The sequence below is a fragment of the uncultured Polaribacter sp. genome, assembly GCF_947497125.1.
Lineage (GTDB): Bacteria > Bacteroidota > Bacteroidia > Flavobacteriales > Flavobacteriaceae > Polaribacter.
On the sequence record NZ_CANMFI010000009.1, the window covers coordinates 19,251 to 36,307 of the forward strand.

The following is a 17,057-nucleotide window of genomic DNA, read 5'->3' on the forward strand; positions in this document are numbered from 1 at the left end:
GTGTAAAAATAAAAAAACCTACTGAATATCAGTAGGTTTTAATACTATTTGTAAAGTAGTTTTATTAAAATCCTAATTTAGTTTTTACTGCGCTAAATAAGTCTTCTCCTTTTTTAACTAATAAACCTTTACCAACAGATGCATCTAATACATACAATACACCTTTGGTAGCAGCTACAGCTTCGATAGCTTTTTGTGCCTTCTCAATGATTGGCTGTAAACCATCATTTTGTCTTTTTTGCATGTCTTGGTAAGCAAATCTTCTTGCTTGCTCTAATTTTACATTTTCTGCTTGTAATTCTTGAGCTCTTTTGTCGTTTGTTTCTTGTGTTTGAGTATTAGACTCTGCAATGTATTTTTTTCTTGTAGATTCTAATTTTTTCTCAATACCTACAATTTCGTCTTGGTATGTTTTACCAAGTTTTTCCATTTCTACTTTTAATGCTTTTGTTTCTGGCATTTCAGCTACTAGCTTTTCAAAGTCTATATGACCTGTTTTTTGTGCATTTGCAACTCCACCTAGTCCTAATGTAAATACAGCAATTAATAGTAACGTTTTAAAATTCTTCATTCTTGTTTTAATTTAATTATTATTGTCTTTGTTCTCTTCTTGTTGTCTTTTCTTCTTTTTAGCTTCTATTCGCTCTCTTAATAACTTTCTTTTTTCTTCTCGCTTAGCAATTGCTTCCGCTTTTTTGTCTGCTATTAATTTCTTTTTAGCTGCTGCATCTGCATTTTTTTTAGCAATTGCGGCTTCTTTTTTTGCAACTATTTGTTTTTGTTTATCTGTTAGCTCTTGTTGCGGAGCTTTATTCTGTGCTTCTTTTTGCTCTTTCTTTTGTTCTATAATTCTATTTCTACCAATAGAAGATAAAACGAGTTCGCTAATATCGTATTTTTTATTTGAATATAGCATTACTAAATCACTAGATTTATCAAAAACAAAATCATATTTTTTTCGCTTTGCGATATTCTGTATGGCATTATAAACTTGGTCTTGTATTGGCTTTACCAATTGCTTTCTTACAGAAAACATATCTCCGTTTGGTCCAAAGTATAACGACTCTAATCTTCTTAATTCTAATTGCTTTAAACTAATTTCTTCTTCTTTTTCTTCAATTAGGTCTTTTGTTAAAATTGCTTTTTCATTGGCAAGGTCTGTTTTTAAAACCTCGATGTGTCTAGCTTCTTTGTCTAGCTTACTTTTCCATTTAACAATTTTGGCATCAAGCGTATTTTGTGCTTCTATATATTCGGGTACATTTTCTAAAATATACTCCATATCAATGTAAGCTATAATTTGACCTCTTTGTCCCCAAGAAAAACTGATAGTTAATAAAAGAACGATTAGTAAAAGTGTTTTTTTCATTTTATAATATGTGTTTAGAAAAAACCGTGCCAAATTAATTTTAATTACAAAGTTACAGTTTTTTTAGAATTGTCTACCAATAATAAAGTGTGTTTGCCATCCAGATTTTACACTCTGACCAGGTAAAGGATCAAAACCATGTGCAAAATCGATACCTAACAACCCAAATGCTGGCATAAAAATACGAACACCTACACCGGCAGAACGTTTTAATTCAAACGGATTATATTCAGTAAAATTGTCGTAAGAATTACCTGCTTCTAAAAAACCTAATGTATAGATCGATGCAGAAGGCGCATCTGTAATTGAATATCTAACTTCTAATTGAAATTTATTATAGATAGAACCACCATCAATAGAAGATAATCGATTGTTTTCATAACCTCTTAAACCAACTGTTTCTCTACCATCTAACTGAAATACAGCAATACCATCTCCACCAACAAAATATCTTTCAAAAGGAGATAATCCTACTTCAGAATTATAGTATCCTAAATATCCCATTTCTGCATTTGTCATTAATACTAATTTGTTTGCTAAGGCTGTATACCATTTTCCTTTTGCACTTACCTTATAGTATTCTAACCATTTATATTTGTCTGCAATAAAATCGTTTTGTTCGGCTTCGGTTAAACCACTTGGTTCGCTATAGTCTTTTCCGTTTACTAAAGAGTAAGGGAATGTTGCTTTTACACCAATAGTAAATTCAGATCCATAGGTAGGAAATATCAAACTTGGTCCCGCAGAATTTCTAGACAAGGTTGCGTTATAAGAGAGGTTGTTTAAAGTTCCGTTATCTAAAATTGAGTTTCCAACTCTAAATCCGTAGTCATTTAATTTAAAACTTTGGTATGCGATTGTTTGTGATAATTGAAAATAATCATCTGGCCATTTTAAACGTTGTCCTAAACCAACAGACGCACCAATAATACCTAAACTACGATCTCTATCTACATCAAATGTTTGTGGGTTTAATTGGTATTGATTAGAAGAATACACAGAAAATGATAACGATTTTGGCTTTTTACCACCTAACCAAGGTTCTGTAAAAGAAAAGCTATATGTACTAAAAGTTCTACTAGTTTGTAATCTTAAAGAGAGCGTTTGCCCATCTCCCATAGGTAAGGGTTTGTATGCTTCTTTGTTAAAAATGTTTCTGATAGAGAAGTTGTTAAAAGACAACCCTAAAGTACCAATAAAAGAGCCACCACCATAACCACCTTGTAGTTCTATTTGACTTCCACCTTTTTCTACTACTGTAAAATCGATGTCTGCAGTTTTATTTTGATAATCAGGTACAACATCTGGAGTTACATTTGCATCAAAAAAACCTAATTGACCAATTTCTCTAATCGATCTTATAATTGCACTTCTACTAAATAAATCGCCCGGTTTTACTCTAAGTTCTCTAAATAATACATGATCGTTTGTTTTATCGTTTCCGGTAACACTTACTTTTTTAATTCGTGCTTTTTCGTCTTCTCTAATTCTAATTTCTACAGTAATAGAATCGTTTTCTACTTTTGTTTCTATTGCGTTTACAGAAGAAAACAAGAAACCATTGTCTTGGTAAAGTGTAGATATATCTTGAGATGTAGGACTGCCATCTCCTTTAATACGTTCTTTTAAAACTGCACCATTATAAACGTCTCCTTTTTCAATTTTTAAATATTGTTGTAACTGTTCGTCTGTATATTCTTTATTACCTACAAATAAAATTTCTGAAAAACGGTATTGCTTTCCTTCTTCTAATTTTAGGTTAATGTTAATGGTGTTGTCATCATTCCAAGAAATACTATCTTTTAAAATACGTGCGTCTCTATATCCTAATCGACTATATTTATCTAAAATGCTTTCTAAATCTTCTTGGTAATCTTCTTCTATGTATTTTGATCCTTTCCAAAAACGACCAATAAATTTTTGTTTGGTGTTTTTCATTGCTTTTCTAATTTTTTTATCAGAAAGAGCTTTGTTTCCTTTAAGTACGATGTCTTTTATCTTTATTTTCTGACCCTTGTCTATAAAAACAGACATATTAACAATGTTTGTGTCTGTAGTATCTTTTTTAACATCTAAATTTACTTTTGTTTTAAGAAAACCTTTGTCTGTATATTTTTTAGTGAAGTAATTTTTAGAAGTAACAATTAAATTGTCTGTTACCATAGCGCCTTTTTTTAGTTCAGCGTCTTTAATTAGCTCTTTTGCTTTTCCTTTTTTAATACCCGTTATTCTAACATTGTTAAGCTGTGGTAATTCTAAAACATCAAATTGAAGGTAAACAGTATTGCCATCTAATTTAGCCAAGTAAACATCTACATTGCTAAATTGTTTACTTTCATATAGTTTTTTTATGGCACTTGTAAGTTTATCTCCTGGTAATTTTATCGGTTGTCCGTTTCTTAAGCCCGTAAAAACTCGAACAGTTTCTTCGCTAAATTTCTTTAAACCTGTAACACTAATACTTCCTAAAATGTATTCTTTTCCTTTTTCAAAAGAAAGATTTTCTGAGGCTGTTGTATCTTTTTTTATAAGATTTAAGCTGTCTATTGGTGTTTGTGCATTGGCACTTAAAGTAAAAAATAATGCTATTAGCATTATGTTGGCAGAAAATAATTTCATAAAAAATTTATTCTGTAATTTGTTCGCTAGTCTTTCCAAATCGTCGTTCTCTATTCTGGTAATCAATTATAGCATCGTAAAAATGCGTTTCTCTAAAGTCTGGCCAAAGTACATCTGTAAAATATAATTCGGCATAAGCCATTTGCCATAATAAAAAGTTACTAATGCGTTGTTCTCCACTAGTTCTTATCATTAAATCTACATCAGGCAAATTAAACGTATATAAATGGTTATTTATAGTATTTTCATTAATTTCTTCAATATTTATCTCTTTATTAACAACTTTTTTAGATATGTTTTTGATTGTGTTAACAATTTCTTCACGAGAACCATAACTAAGAGCAAAGGTTAAAGTAATATTAGTATTGTTTTCTGTACTAATTATTACATCAGATAATACTTTTTGTGCTTTTTTAGGCAAGCTTTCTATAGCGCCAATTGCATTAACTTTTACGCCATTTTCCATAAAATCAGGCAGTTCTTTTTTTAATGAGCTTATTAACAAACTCATTAAAGCATCTACTTCTAACTTTGGTCGGTTCCAATTTTCTGTAGAAAAAGCATATAAGGTAATTGCAGCGATGTTTATTTGAGAAGCCGCTTTAACAGATTCTCTTACCGCGGTTAAGGCATTTCTGTGGCCAAAAATACGATTCATTCCTTTACCTTTTGCCCATCTTCCGTTACCATCCATAATAATGGCAACGTGTTTCGGTGTTTTTTGTAAATCGATGCGTAATTTTTTATCCATAGTTTTAAAGTCCTTTTGTATAGCAAGATGGTCTTCCGAAGGTATATATTAAAGAAATACCACTAAAAAAATACCAGTCATTTCCTGTACCTTCTAAATTGGCATTTGGTGTTTTTATTGATGTAAAATCTAAATCGTCTTTAAATGTATATCTAAACTTTGCTTCAAAAGCAATTGCTAAAGTACCATATAATTTAGACTTATACCCAATTCCGAAAGGAATCGCATAAGAAGTTTCTTTTCCGTAGTTAATTTCTCCAGTAGAACTGTATGAAGCAACATTTGTATAGCTAAAAGCAGCGAGTTCTAGTAAAAGATATGGAGTTGCTGTTTTTCCTTCGGATGATAAGTCAAATTCATAAAAATTAAACTCAATACCAGCGGCAAATTCATGAATAGTATTTGTAAAAGAAATTTCACGTTGCTGTCTAAAAGTGTTATTGGCATCTAAATCGTTTCCTGCAATTGGTAAAAAACTATAAGTGGCTTTTAAAGCAATTCTTGGGTTGTAGTTGTATTTGTAAAAAATGGCACCGGCTGTTTTATTTGGTAGAAAATAGGTTTCGTTACCAATATCTCCAACAAATTTAGTGCCCCCGAATGTAAGGCCAACTTCATTAACCTGAGTGTAAAATGTAAGGGTAATACTTGCAAATGCAAAAAATAATAGCTTCTTTTTCATTCTTTTGACAGCCGGCAAATATAATAATTTCAATTTGCTTTGTAAAGTTAATATTTGGTCTTTTTTGAATAACAATATTTTTAGTTAAATATTGTTGTTCTAGCCTTAAATATTTTCTTTATTTCTAATATCTTCTCCCCATAAAAGCTTACTTCTTAGGGTTTTTAGAAAAGAATGATTTTTTGGTAAAATGCTTTTAATTGTAAAGTCGGTTTTTTTAATCTTTATTTTGGTGTGTTTTGGAACAGATGTAACTCTAGAATCTAATGAAATTAGATAGCTTTTCTCTCTTGAATCTACGGTTAATTCAATATTAGTTTCATCAGAAATAACCATAGGTCTTGCGTTTAAATTATGTGGCGCAATTGGGGTAATTACTATGTTTTTAGAGTTGGGTAAAATAACAGGGCCGTTACAACTTAAAGAATATCCGGTAGAGCCTGTGGGTGTAGAGATGATCAATCCATCTGCCCAATAGTTTGTTAAATATTCGTTATTCAAACTTGTTTGAACACCAATCATAGAAGTGGTATTTTTTTTGGCAACCGTTACTTCGTTTAGTGCAAAATTTAGCTCCTTAAAATCGCTAGTTTCTGGCGTTGTTTCTACTGTTAAAAGAGTTCTTTCTTGCAATGTGTAATTGCCTTTTAAAACCAACTCAATACTTTCTTCGATGTGTTCTTTTTTTACAATGGCTAAAAAACCCAATCGACCGGTATTAATTCCTAAAATAGGAATGTTTAAATCTCTTATATAGGTTACAGATCTTAAAAAAGTACCATCGCCGCCTAGGGTAAACATAATATCGAAACTACTATCTAAATCTGTAAAGCTTGTATAAGTTTTACAGCTTTTTTTTATGGTTTTACGTTTCTTTAAGAGATTGTAAAACTTGTATTCTATATAATATTCAATATTGTTTTTTTCTAGGACTTTTAATAATGTTTCAATTTCTTTTTCTGATGAAATTGCGTAGGGTTGTCCGTAAATGGCTGCTTTTTTCAATATCAGTAATTTTTAAAATAAAACCTAAAGTTTACATGGTTAGGTACTTTTGTAAGTAGTCTGATCTGTTTTTTAAATCTTCTAAGTACCGATCATTTTCATGCATCGATACAATTTTATAATCATATCTCCTTAAAGTCTGTATAGTTTCATTAATATCTTCAGAAACTATTTTAAGGGTTACTTGAACAATAGCATCTTTTTTACTAGAAATATACATGCCAAGTAGTTCACTTCCGTTAGTTTCAATTATTTGCGAGATTTCTCCCATAGAATAATCAACACTTAGTTTTTCTATCACAACGGTTTCGCTAATCTCGTTGATAAAAGGCGTTGTTGCAAAAAAATCTAAAACATCTCTTAAATCATAATATCCAATATAGTTTTTTGCCTCATTTAAAACAGGAACAACAGTTGTGTCGTTGTCTGCAAAAACTTTTAAAAGGCTTAAAACAGTTGCTTTTTCATCAACAAAAAAAGTGTCTAGTAAATATTTATGCGCGGTTAAGGTTTCTTTGTTATTTTCTATAAATTGAATGTCTTTTTCTGCAAAAGAACCCAATAATTTCATGTTTTCTACTACATGAAAATGAGACATAGAGTTACTTTTAAAAACATCTTGTGCTATGGCAATAGTGTTTTTTAGTACAAAAGGCTTTATGTCTTTTATGATGTAATCTGTTAATTTCATACGCTACGAATATAAGTTAAATTGATCGAATAGCCTTTGATTGTCCTTTAATTTTATAAAGAAACAACCAACTGATTTATCAAATTTTACGAGTAAAAGTTTGTCATTTTTTAGAATTAACACTTCTTTCCGCACCTATTTTTTTAAGTAATAATTTACCTGCATTTGTTGATGTTGTAATTGGTATCCGTTATATTTGTAGTCTAATTTTAGATGATGACAAAGTTAAGTGTAAATGTTAATAAAATAGCCACTTTAAGAAATTCTAGAGGCGGTAATGTGCCAAATTTATTAAATGTAGCTACAGATATAGAAGGTTTTGGTGCTCAGGGAATTACAATTCATCCAAGACCAGATGAAAGGCATATTCGTTACCAAGACGCAAGAGATTTAAAGAAGACGGTTACAACGGAGTATAATATTGAAGGAAATCCGATTCAATCTTTTATAGATTTGGTTTTAGAAGTTAGTCCTACGCAAGTTACTTTAGTGCCAGATGCCATTGATGCAATTACATCTAACGCCGGTTGGGATACTATTAAGCACCAGTCTTTCTTACAAGAGGTAGTAAAAGAATTTCAGCAAAACGGCATAAGAACTTCAATTTTTATCGGCACCGATTTAAAATTAATTGAAGCAGCGGCAAAAACGGGTGCAGACAGAATTGAGTTGTACACAGAAAACTATGCAAGTCAGTTTGTTGTATCTAAAGAAAATGCCATAAAACCTTATACAGAAGCAGCAATTTTAGCGCATAGTTTAGGTTTGGGTATTAATGCTGGTCACGATTTAAGTCTAGATAATATTCAGTTTTTTAAACAAAATATTCCAAATTTAGCAGAAGTTTCTATCGGTCATGCTTTAATTACAGAAAGTTTGTATTTAGGGTTAGAAAATGTAGTAAAAATGTACCTTCATAGGCTTCAATAACCTGTTGTTGCAATTTTGATAGTGCTCTTTTAATCAAAAATAATAAATGAATAATACGCCTATTTTACATTCAAAAATATCAGGAACAGGAAAACCACTTTTAATCTTACATGGTTATTTTGGCATGAGTGATAATTGGAAATCTTTAGGAAATCAGTTTTCAGAGACTTACCAAGTTCATCTTATAGATCAAAGAAATCATGGTCGTAGCTTTCATACTTCTGAGTTTAATTATTCACTTTTGGTAGAAGATTTACGCAACTACATTGAACATCATCAACTAGAAAATGTCTATTTAATTGGGCATTCTATGGGTGGTAAAACAGCCATGTTGTTTTCGGTTCGTTATCCTGAGTTGGTCTCTAAATTGGTTGTTGTAGATATTTCTCCAAGATCATATCAGCCGCATCATAATGCAATTTTAGCAGGTTTAAATTCTATAGATTTTTCGATTGATAATACAAGGTCTTTGGTAGATGCAAAATTATCGAAACTTATTCCAGAGTTAGGGGTACGTCAGTTTTTATTAAAAAATGTTTATTGGAAAGAAAAAGGACTTTTGGCTTTCCGATTTAATTTAAGCTCATTAACAGAAAATAATTCTGAAATTGGAGCAGCATTGCCCATAAATACTACGTACAATAAAGAAACCTTATTTTTAAAAGGTGCTAATTCTAATTATATTTCTGAAATTGATGAACCTCTTATTGAAACTCATTTTTCGAATGTAAAAATCACTAAAATTGAAAATGCAGGTCATTGGTTGCACGCAGAAAATCCAAAACAGTTTTATGATGTTGTTATAAATTTTTTAAATTAATAAGCAAAAAATGCAGATAGAAAACGCACAGAAACAAGTAGATGATTGGATAAAAGCACACGGTGTTCGTTATTTTAACGAGTTAACTAATATGGCGCAATTAACCGAAGAGGTTGGTGAAGTGGCTAGAATTATAGCCAGGCGATATGGAGAACAAAGTGAAAAAGAGTCTGATAAAAATAAAGATTTAGGGGAAGAATTGGCAGATGTTATGTTTGTTGTTTTATGTTTGGCAAACCAAACAGGTGTCGACTTAAAAGAAGCTTTTGATAAAAAATTAGAGTTTAAAACCAAACGTGATCATGACCGTCATCATAACAATCAAAAATTAAAATAATGAGTTTTATTAATAAAATTAAACAGCCACAATTTTTTGCTAACTTTCTAAAAATAGCAATTCCATTTTTTATAATTGTAACAATTGTTTCGTTGTTAATGAATAGTTTTTCTGATATTTTTGCTGGAAACTTTACTGAAGTAGCCAACTTGAATTTTAACAACGGAAAATGGATTTCTTTTTTCGGAATTAAAATAGCTATTAGTATTTTCTACGGAGTCTATGTAACTCTAAAAAAAACGAAGTAATTACTTTAGTATTCTTTTTTAAAAATTTTTATACCTGCTTTTACAGCAATTTCTAAATGATTTTTTCGTGGTGTTAAAGGGCAAGAATATTTGTCGTTGTATGCGCAATACGGATTGTAAGTATTGTTAAAGTTTAAGACAACAGTATTATTTGTGGTAATATCGGTTGTCATAATATCCATATATCGGCCGCTTCCGTAAGACTCATTTCCAGAGGTAAAGTCTGTAAATGGTAAAAACAAATAGTCTTTATACTGTTCATCTCGCAAATCATCCTGGTTTTGGTAAACTGTTAATTCACATTCTTTACCTTTTAGGTTAAACTGCACAACTCCGTATTCTTTATAGAGTGGTTTTCTGTCTGTTGTGGTAGCCATTTCAAAAACAGTCGCATTATTAATTTTAGTAAATGTTGCAGTAACGATAAATGAACTGTCAACCTCAAAAAAATCTAATCCTTTAAAATTTTGTAAATCTTTCTTTTTTAAGGGCGATTTTGTAGCATCTTTATAGCTAGCATTTAAAGTTTGCTGGAATTCTGTTTTACCCATTAAAGGTCTTCTGTCTTTAGAGTTGCATGCAGACATGCAGATAAGTAAAAATAAAATAAGAATATTTTTCATGATAGATTATAAATTACTTTAATACAGAAAACTCAATGCTAGAATCGGTAAAAACAGTATGAGTTTGTGTTTTAAAATCTTCTTCATTTGCCTTAAATATGTTGTCTACATATGTTTGCGGATTCAAATCAATCAAAGGAAACCAGGTACTTTGTACTTGAATTTGTAATTTATGCCCTTTTTTAAAGGTGTGAAAAACGTCTTGTAATTTAATGTTTACGTTTGTTTTTTTGTTTGGTGTAAAAGGTTCTGGAAACTCAAAACTATTTCTAAAACGCCCACGCATTACCTCGCTTCTTACCATTAAATGATAATTACTCATTTTTAAATGGTTTTGTAATTTTTCGTTTTTTTCTTTGGTTTCTGATGGATGCACGTCAATTACTTTTACAATCCAATCTGCGGCAGTACCTGTTGTAGCCACTTTTAATTTTGCTAAAATGTCTCCTGCCAAGGTGTAATCTTCTGTTAAAATATCAGTTTCAAAAACCAAAACATCAGGTCTTCTTGCAGCAAAACGTTGGTCATCGGTCATGTATTTACGTGGGGTAAATACTGTTTTAATGTCTTCAGAATATGGAACAGGACGTTTTATATTGCTAATAAAATTAATCTTTTCAACAGTTTTTTTGTCAGAAGTTAATGCTTGGTTTTCTGATAAAAACCAATCTTCTTTTACGATGTTTTTTGGAGGCCAAGCATCATAAGATTTCCACTCTTTTTTTCCAGAATCAAACACATACGCTTCTGGTAATCCAGAGTTTTTGTCGCCTTTTCCTTTTAAGAAATGATTAAAAAAGGTTGTTTCAATTTCTTTTTGAAACTTTAAAGAAATAGAATCTCCAAAGTAATAATTACCAACATAATTTTTTTCGCCTGTTCTAGCCCATTTCCCATGATCCCAAGGGCCAAAAACTAAGGTGTTGTAATTGTCTTTTCCGTTTTTCTCTATGCCTTTGTAAGTTTCTAATGGTCCGTATAAATCTTCTGCATCAAACCAACCACCAACTACCATTGTTGCAACAGAACTTGGTACTTTGTCTAAATGCTGAATAATACCTTTGCGCTGCCAAACAGAATCGTAATTTGGGTGTTCGGTAATTTCTTTCCAGAAAAAATCATCAATTTTATTTTTAGAAGCAGTAGCATTTATATCTAACTTCTCGTACTGAAAATATTCATTTAAGTTTTTTAAAGGCCCTTTGTCTAAGAAAAATTGATATTGATCTTCGGTGTTCATCTTCGGAAAAGAGTACCAAGCAGTATCTGTTGGAGTGTCTTTATATGTGCCGAAAAGAGAAATAGCTCTAAAATAGCTTAGTAAAAAGGCGCCATTATGATGAAAATCATCAAAAAAGAAATCGCCAATACAAGCTTGTGGAGACGCAGCTTTTAAAGCAGGATGTGCATCAATGGTAGAAATTGTTGCATAATGCCCAGGATAAGAAATACCCCATGTACCAACATTTCCGTTGTTGTTTTCTACGTTGTTAACCAGCCAGTCGATGGTGTCGTAAGTGTCTGAAACTTCATCAGATTGATTTTTTGTTTTGTTAGGGATGTACGCACGCATGTTGTCATAAACGCCTTCGCTCATCCAACGACCACGAACATCTTGATAAACAATAATATTGCCTTCTTTCATTAAATGAACATTGGGTCCTATTTTAGTTTTCATCTTACCAACACCATAAGGCGCAGAACTATAGGGTGTTCTTTGCATTAAAATTGGGTGTTTTCTTGAGGTGTCTTTTGGAGAATAAATTGTGGTATGTAATTTTATACCATCTCTCATAGGTATAGCAAATTCTGTTTTTGTGTAATTTTGTTCTACATAATTTTCTTGTTTTGCAGTTGCTAAATCATCACAAGAAAATAAAAGAAAAAGGCTTATAAAACTTAATAAAAATATATTTTTCATGGTATTGCTTTAAATGCTAAAATTACAAAACTAATATGATTTCTTTTGTAAACTGTGAAAAAAAGATTGCTCGAATAATTTTTTTCGTTTCAAAAAATAAAAGCTGATAGAATTCTAAGTTTTAAAAAGGGGTTTTCTCTTGTGTTTTTCTTTATTATTTTTCTGATAAGTGTTTTCTGCAACTAATTTTCTCCTTATTTTTGCAAACTATGCAAGAAACTAAAAAACATCAATTAACAGATTGGTTACCAACGACAAACAAAGAAGTTAAAATACGTGGTTGGGATTATTTAGACGTAATTTTATTTAGTGGAGATGCGTATGTAGATCATCCCTCTTTTGGACCTGCTGTAATAGGTAGAATTTTAGAGAGTTATGGTTTGCGTGTGGCAATTGTGCCACAACCGAGTGTAAATGATAATTTACAAGATTTTGAGAAATTGGGAAAGCCAAGATTGTTTTTTGGTTGTACAGGTGGTTGTATGGATCCGATGGTTTCTAATTACACTGCTAGTAAAAAACGCAGAGATAAAGATGCTTATACACCCAATGGAGATAAAGGTTTTAGACCTGATTATGCAACCTCTGTTTATTCGAAAATTTTAAAAGAAAAGTTTCCAGACGTACCTGTTTTAATTGGTGGTATAGAGGCTTCTTTAAGACGTGTAACTCATTATGATTATTGGTCTGATAAGTTGTTGCCAACCATTTTAGAAACTTCTAAAGCAGATATGTTGGTGTACGGAATGGGAGAGCAGCCTTTAAGAGAAATTGTAGAGTTGTTACAAAAAGGAGTTCCGTTTTCTAGCTTGAAGAATATCAAGCAAACTGCTGTTTTAATCAATAAGCAAGAAGAGAAAATTCCTGTTGTAAATGATTGGGAAGATGTAACCATCAATTCTCATGAAGCGTGTTTAAAAGATAAAAAAACATTTGCTTCTAATTTTAAAGTAATCGAGCAAGAATCAAATAAATTAAAAGCCAGAAGAATTTTACAAGAAGTTAAAGGAAAAACGTTGGTAATTAATCCGCCTTTTCCTACCATGACAGAAAAAGAAATTGATGGTTCTTTTGATTTGCCTTTTACGCGTTTGCCACATCCAAAATATGACAAAAGAGGGCCAATTCCTGCTTTTGAAATGATCAAGTTTTCTATTAACATACATAGAGGATGTTTTGGTGGTTGTAGTTTTTGTACTATTTCTGCACATCAAGGTAAATTTATAGCTAGTAGAAGTCAAGAGTCTGTTTTAAAAGAGATAGATAAAGTAGCAAATATGCCAGATTTTAAAGGCTATTTGTCAGATATTGGTGGGCCTTCTGCTAACATGTATCAAATGAAAGGTAAAGTGCAATCTATTTGCGATAAATGTGTGGCACCTAGTTGTATTTCTCCTGTAATTTGCAGTAATTTAGATACTTCTCACAAGCCATTAACAGATTTGTATCAGGCAGTAGATAAGCATCCGAAGATAAAAAAATCTTTTATTGGAAGTGGAATTAGACATGATATGTTAGTGCCTGAATTCAATAAAAATGCCGATCCTAAAGAGTTAGATGCGTATACAGAAGAGGTGATGACGAAGCATGTTTCTGGTCGATTAAAGGTAGCGCCAGAACACACATCTGATCCTGTTTTAAAATTAATGCGTAAACCTTCTTTTACTTATTTTCATAAGTTTAAAGAGCGTTTTGATAAGATAAATATTAAGAACAAATTAAACTTACAGTTAATTCCTTATTTTATATCTAGCCATCCTGCAAGTGAAGTAGAGGATATGGCTAATTTAGCTGCAGAAACCAAAGACATGGGGTTTCAGTTAGAGCAGGTGCAAGGTTTTACACCAACGCCAATGACGGTTGCAACGGTTATTTATTATTCTGGTTATCATCCTTACACTTTAAAACCAACGAAAACTCCGAAGACTAAAAAGGAGAAAGAAGACCAACATAAATTTTTCTTTTGGTATAAGAAAGAAAATAGAGATTGGATTAAAAATACGTTGAACAAAGTAGGGCGTCAAGATTTATTAAAACGACTATTGCCAGAAAATAACTCTTGGAAAAAGAATAAAACGACTCATAAAAAAGCACAGCATACTTTTGATGATGCAATCCCTTTTAATAAAAGAAAGAAAAAGGCAACTAGAGCGCCTAAAAAAAGGCGTTAGTAATTTTTGTTATCTTAGTGCAAAAATAGTTTGATGAAGAAAATAAGTATAGTATTTATTCTTGTGTTTATATCAAGTTGTATAGCGCCTAAAAAAGTTATTCTTGATAAAAATTTCACAGGTATTTCTAAAGTAAATACAGTGTTAAATGAAGATAATTATAAGGCAAGAAAAACAGTCTATGGTTTTTTAGATAGAAAAAAACTTAGTGGTTTTATTTTGGGTATTGAAGAGAGTTTGCAAACACCAATTAAAAAGGGTAAAACAGTAGTAATTAGTTTTACACAAAATGGATCTAATTGTATTCTTGCAGGCATGGATAGCCATCGTATTTCTAAAGTAATAGATAGGCAAGAAAAAATTTTTGAAACATTTATTGATGCTACCGGAATTCAAAAATTTCTTGTTTACACCAAAAACTCTTTTTTTACAGAGTTTCTTAAAGATAGAAAAAAATGGCAGTTAGATACTTCTGGTTTTATAAATGATAAAATTTTGAAGTTAAAAGAAACTTGCAGTGGTTTTATTATTTTAAGACCCTCTGGTGAATATTGTATTTATTATGGTGGCGATTCTTTTAGTTTTCTTAAAGATCGATTAGAAGTAAAAGATTGGTCTGATAAAAAATCATATTAAAATTTATTTTTTAACAGCAATCATCATGTGCGGACTAAAAGGTAGCAAGTATTCATCATTTTGAGTAAGTTGTTGCAATGCTTTTAAAGTTTTAGATTTCTTTTTATCAATCATATTTGCAAAATATTCGTTGTCTAACCAAATCATACCTTCTACAGCAAAAATATTTATAAACTCTAGGTTTTGTTGTAAAAATTCAGATTTTAACCCTTCTGGTTTGTGATAATAAGCATCGGCTAGTAAAAACGGAAAATCTTTTGGTGTGTTATGGATGCCTGTAGTTAACTCTTCTTTACACATTTCAAAAAACGAATTTGCATGAATCATTCCGTTCATTAAACCAACAACAGTAGAGGCTGTTGCATTTATTGCAAATCCTAAGATAATACCGCCTTTTTTAAGTACTCTTTTCGCTTCTAAAATAGCAGCAATTCTATCTTCTCTTTTTTGCAAATGATATAAAGGGCCATGTAAAATAACTAAATCTGCAGTATTGTCTTTGTAGGGTAGGTTGGTTGCTTCGCCAATGGAAACAGAAAATGGGTTTTGTAACTTTTTAGCCCTTTTTTCGGCAAGTTTTATATGTTTTAAAACGGGTTCTAGTAAATGAACTGTATGATTTTTTTTTGCCAACCATTCAGAGTATTTTCCTGTTCCGCCACCAACATCAATAATAGTTGTATTTGGTTTAGAAATATGAAGTTCAATTAATTCCTTAATACGTTCAAACTCAAAAATGCCCATTCCTTTTTCGAGTCTGGTTTCTTCTGATGCTTTGTTGTAAAAAACTTCTAGTTCTTTACTTATTAGTTGTTTTTTATTCACGTTAATTGTTTTATGCCAGAGCTTAAAAAAGGCATTAGTGGTAAGCAAGTCATTATTTTAAGTTCTTCTAAAATAGTGCTTTCATTTCCTAGAAAAGCCAATATTATATCTGCAGGAACTTTTTTAAACATTGTAGAAAAAATTTCTTTGCCTTCAAGTTTTTCAGAAAGTAATACTTCTAGTAGTGTTCTGTCATACCATTCAAAAACTCTTTCTCTAAATTTTATGGTTTCTAATGGGTTTTTATCTGCTTTTAAGTTTGTAACAATTGCTTGAGTGTTTTTTTGAATGAACTGAAAGGTATAACCACTGCTGGCCTTGGTAAATCCACCAGCTGTACCAATATTTATTACATTTTTAGCATGTTCTGTGCTTCTTTTAAAATTTGCTAAAGACATTGGTATTACTCCAAATTCTTCATGAACAATCTCGTATGAATCAATTCTTAAGTAGGTGTTTATATATTTTTTTAATTCAGAAATATATTCGTTTTGATCAAGTATTTCTTTACTGAATAAAGTATACTCTATTAAAGCCTCTGTTGGCGATGTTGGCAATACATACATAAAAGTTGCACCTTGTTTTTGTTGAATTCTAAAATCCATTAAAGTGGCAAGCTTATCATTAAAAATAGGTTTTTCTACTTTAATATTCCAGCCTTTAAAATGTTGTAAAAGCGTATCTTCTGTTGTTGTTTTTGGGTTGAATAAATTGGTAGAGTTAAAAATGAAATTAGCTTCGTATTCGTTGTTTTTTGTAGTAAGTTTTCCTGTGTTTTTAGTGCTTGAAATATGTGTAATCTCTTCATTTACAAAAGAAACATTTTTAAATTGACTAGCAATCTTAAAGATATGGTTGTAAAAATCGATACCACGAATCATTTTGTAGGTGTACTTCTCTAAATCAAACTCTTTTTCTATGTCTGAAGATAAAAATTGAAGTTTTTTCCATTGGTGATATAAAATTTGCTCGAAATCCCCTGCTTCCTTTTCCCAAAAGCACCAAGTTCTATCATTTGATTTTTTTTGATCTTTATCAACAACTAAAATAGTTTTGTTTTGTAGTTTTTCGTCTATTAAAATTGCATGCAAGAGGCTTAAACCTGCGCAACCGGCACCAGCAATTATATAGTCGTATTTCATAAACTGAAGATCAATTGGGGGTTGAAAGAAAATTATTTTTTAAATAACGAAGTTAGTAGAAAATATACAGATATAGAAATATAAGTTGTGTTTTCAATTAAAAGTAATATTGAGACATTGCTTTTAATTGATTGGTTCTTTTTGTGCAGTTTTATTTGTTAGATCCCCCTAAAAAGCGGCATAAGCGATTTACACGCTTTTCATAAAAAATGAAAAGTGTTTTTGTTTAGATGGGTATTTATCTAAAACAATAGTTCAGATATTAATGCTCTAGTCTTTTTTAATAT

General features: G+C 30.9%; 17 protein-coding genes. 6 read left to right on the plus strand and 11 right to left on the minus strand.

The window, feature by feature from the left end; genetic code table 11:
* Positions 1–64 precede the first annotated feature (64 nt).
* The 7 genes from Q0678_RS11535 to Q0678_RS11565 all read right to left on the minus strand — a co-directional run bounded on the left by Q0678_RS11535 (position 65) and on the right by Q0678_RS11565 (position 7,117).
* Complete coding sequence (locus tag Q0678_RS11535) at positions 65–571, minus strand: OmpH family outer membrane protein (RefSeq protein WP_299058033.1); 507 nt, start codon at positions 569–571, stop codon at positions 65–67.
* A gap of 12 nt (positions 572–583) precedes the next feature.
* Positions 584–1,369, minus strand: a complete 786-nt coding sequence (locus Q0678_RS11540; RefSeq protein WP_299058035.1) for an OmpH family outer membrane protein — start codon at positions 1,367–1,369, stop codon at positions 584–586.
* 63 nt (positions 1,370–1,432) lie between these two features.
* Positions 1,433–3,988, minus strand: a complete 2,556-nt coding sequence (gene bamA / locus Q0678_RS11545; protein WP_299058037.1) for an outer membrane protein assembly factor BamA — start codon at positions 3,986–3,988, stop codon at positions 1,433–1,435.
* Between the two features lie 7 nt (positions 3,989–3,995).
* A complete protein-coding gene (locus Q0678_RS11550; protein WP_299058039.1) occupies positions 3,996–4,739 on the minus strand; it encodes an isoprenyl transferase in 744 nt (247 codons plus the stop codon).
* Between the two features lie 4 nt (positions 4,740–4,743).
* A complete protein-coding gene (locus Q0678_RS11555) occupies positions 4,744–5,421 on the minus strand; it encodes a DUF6089 family protein (RefSeq protein WP_299058040.1) in 678 nt (225 codons plus the stop codon).
* Positions 5,422–5,526: 105 nt separating this feature from the next.
* Positions 5,527–6,426, minus strand: coding sequence for an NAD kinase (locus Q0678_RS11560; RefSeq protein WP_299058042.1), 900 nt, complete (start codon positions 6,424–6,426; stop codon positions 5,527–5,529).
* Positions 6,427–6,457: 31 nt separating this feature from the next.
* The gene (locus Q0678_RS11565; protein ID WP_299058044.1) at positions 6,458–7,117 is read right to left on the minus strand and encodes a CBS domain-containing protein; all 660 of its coding nucleotides are present in this window, start codon (positions 7,115–7,117) and stop codon (positions 6,458–6,460) included.
* A gap of 216 nt (positions 7,118–7,333) precedes the next feature.
* On the opposite strand from Q0678_RS11565, the gene Q0678_RS11570 reads away from it, so the two are divergent.
* From Q0678_RS11570 to Q0678_RS11585, 4 genes are read left to right on the plus strand one after another with little or no spacing between them, the layout of a single operon-like run.
* Positions 7,334–8,047 carry a pyridoxine 5'-phosphate synthase gene (locus Q0678_RS11570; RefSeq protein ID WP_299058065.1) on the plus strand — a complete coding sequence of 238 codons (714 nt, stop codon included), beginning with the start codon at positions 7,334–7,336 and terminating at the stop codon, positions 8,045–8,047.
* Positions 8,048–8,093: 46 nt separating this feature from the next.
* Positions 8,094–8,867, plus strand: a complete 774-nt coding sequence (locus Q0678_RS11575) for an alpha/beta fold hydrolase (protein WP_299058046.1) — start codon at positions 8,094–8,096, stop codon at positions 8,865–8,867.
* Positions 8,868–8,877: 10 nt separating this feature from the next.
* A complete protein-coding gene (locus Q0678_RS11580; RefSeq protein ID WP_299058048.1) occupies positions 8,878–9,204 on the plus strand; it encodes a nucleotide pyrophosphohydrolase in 327 nt (108 codons plus the stop codon).
* Positions 9,204–9,452, plus strand: a complete 249-nt coding sequence (locus tag Q0678_RS11585; protein WP_299058050.1) for a hypothetical protein — start codon at positions 9,204–9,206, stop codon at positions 9,450–9,452. The genes Q0678_RS11580 and Q0678_RS11585 overlap by 1 nt, the downstream gene beginning before the upstream one ends.
* A 5-nt stretch (positions 9,453–9,457) precedes the next feature.
* On the opposite strand, the gene Q0678_RS11590 is transcribed toward Q0678_RS11585, so the two are convergent.
* Positions 9,458–10,075 carry a DUF1684 domain-containing protein gene (locus Q0678_RS11590; protein WP_299058052.1) on the minus strand — a complete coding sequence of 206 codons (618 nt, stop codon included), beginning with the start codon at positions 10,073–10,075 and terminating at the stop codon, positions 9,458–9,460.
* A 13-nt stretch (positions 10,076–10,088) separates the two neighbouring features.
* Positions 10,089–11,996, minus strand: coding sequence for a CocE/NonD family hydrolase (locus tag Q0678_RS11595; RefSeq protein ID WP_299058054.1), 1,908 nt, complete (start codon positions 11,994–11,996; stop codon positions 10,089–10,091).
* 209 nt (positions 11,997–12,205) lie between these two features.
* On the opposite strand from Q0678_RS11595, the gene Q0678_RS11600 reads away from it, so the two are divergent.
* Together Q0678_RS11600 and Q0678_RS11605 are read left to right on the plus strand one after the other, a co-directional pair.
* Positions 12,206–14,167 carry a YgiQ family radical SAM protein gene (locus Q0678_RS11600; RefSeq protein WP_299058056.1) on the plus strand — a complete coding sequence of 654 codons (1,962 nt, stop codon included), beginning with the start codon at positions 12,206–12,208 and terminating at the stop codon, positions 14,165–14,167.
* A 33-nt stretch (positions 14,168–14,200) separates the two neighbouring features.
* Positions 14,201–14,803, plus strand: a complete 603-nt coding sequence (locus Q0678_RS11605; RefSeq protein WP_299058059.1) for a hypothetical protein — start codon at positions 14,201–14,203, stop codon at positions 14,801–14,803.
* 3 nt (positions 14,804–14,806) lie between these two features.
* On the opposite strand, the gene Q0678_RS11610 is transcribed toward Q0678_RS11605, so the two are convergent.
* Entirely contained in the window at positions 14,807–15,628 is an 822-nt protein-coding gene (locus Q0678_RS11610; protein ID WP_299058061.1) for a class I SAM-dependent methyltransferase, read from the minus strand.
* On the minus strand, positions 15,625–16,770 hold the full coding sequence (locus Q0678_RS11615; RefSeq protein WP_299058063.1) for a lycopene cyclase family protein: 1,146 nt from the start codon (positions 16,768–16,770) through the stop codon (positions 15,625–15,627). The genes Q0678_RS11610 and Q0678_RS11615 overlap by 4 nt, the downstream gene beginning before the upstream one ends.
* Positions 16,771–17,057: the final 287 nt, after the last annotated feature.

What these genes read in the sequence shown, in the direction of transcription:
- Q0678_RS11565 (WP_299058044.1), bottom strand. Translation starts at nt 7,117, where the DNA reads ATGAAATTAACAGATTACATCATAAAAGACATAAAGCCTTTTGTACTA.
- Q0678_RS11575 (WP_299058046.1), top strand. Translation starts at nt 8,094, where the DNA reads ATGAATAATACGCCTATTTTACATTCAAAAATATCAGGAACAGGAAAA.
- Q0678_RS11540 (WP_299058035.1), bottom strand. Translation starts at nt 1,369, where the DNA reads ATGAAAAAAACACTTTTACTAATCGTTCTTTTATTAACTATCAGTTTT.
- Q0678_RS11580 (WP_299058048.1), top strand. Translation starts at nt 8,878, where the DNA reads ATGCAGATAGAAAACGCACAGAAACAAGTAGATGATTGGATAAAAGCA.
- Q0678_RS11535 (WP_299058033.1), bottom strand. Translation starts at nt 571, where the DNA reads ATGAAGAATTTTAAAACGTTACTATTAATTGCTGTATTTACATTAGGA.
- Q0678_RS11585 (WP_299058050.1), top strand. Translation starts at nt 9,204, where the DNA reads ATGAGTTTTATTAATAAAATTAAACAGCCACAATTTTTTGCTAACTTT.
- Q0678_RS11550 (WP_299058039.1), bottom strand. Translation starts at nt 4,739, where the DNA reads ATGGATAAAAAATTACGCATCGATTTACAAAAAACACCGAAACACGTT.
- Q0678_RS11615 (WP_299058063.1), bottom strand. Translation starts at nt 16,770, where the DNA reads ATGAAATACGACTATATAATTGCTGGTGCCGGTTGCGCAGGTTTAAGC.
- Q0678_RS11600 (WP_299058056.1), top strand. Translation starts at nt 12,206, where the DNA reads ATGCAAGAAACTAAAAAACATCAATTAACAGATTGGTTACCAACGACA.
- bamA (WP_299058037.1), bottom strand. Translation starts at nt 3,988, where the DNA reads ATGAAATTATTTTCTGCCAACATAATGCTAATAGCATTATTTTTTACT.
- Q0678_RS11595 (WP_299058054.1), bottom strand. Translation starts at nt 11,996, where the DNA reads ATGAAAAATATATTTTTATTAAGTTTTATAAGCCTTTTTCTTTTATTT.
- Q0678_RS11570 (WP_299058065.1), top strand. Translation starts at nt 7,334, where the DNA reads ATGACAAAGTTAAGTGTAAATGTTAATAAAATAGCCACTTTAAGAAAT.
- Q0678_RS11555 (WP_299058040.1), bottom strand. Translation starts at nt 5,421, where the DNA reads ATGAAAAAGAAGCTATTATTTTTTGCATTTGCAAGTATTACCCTTACA.
- Q0678_RS11590 (WP_299058052.1), bottom strand. Translation starts at nt 10,075, where the DNA reads ATGAAAAATATTCTTATTTTATTTTTACTTATCTGCATGTCTGCATGC.
- Q0678_RS11605 (WP_299058059.1), top strand. Translation starts at nt 14,201, where the DNA reads ATGAAGAAAATAAGTATAGTATTTATTCTTGTGTTTATATCAAGTTGT.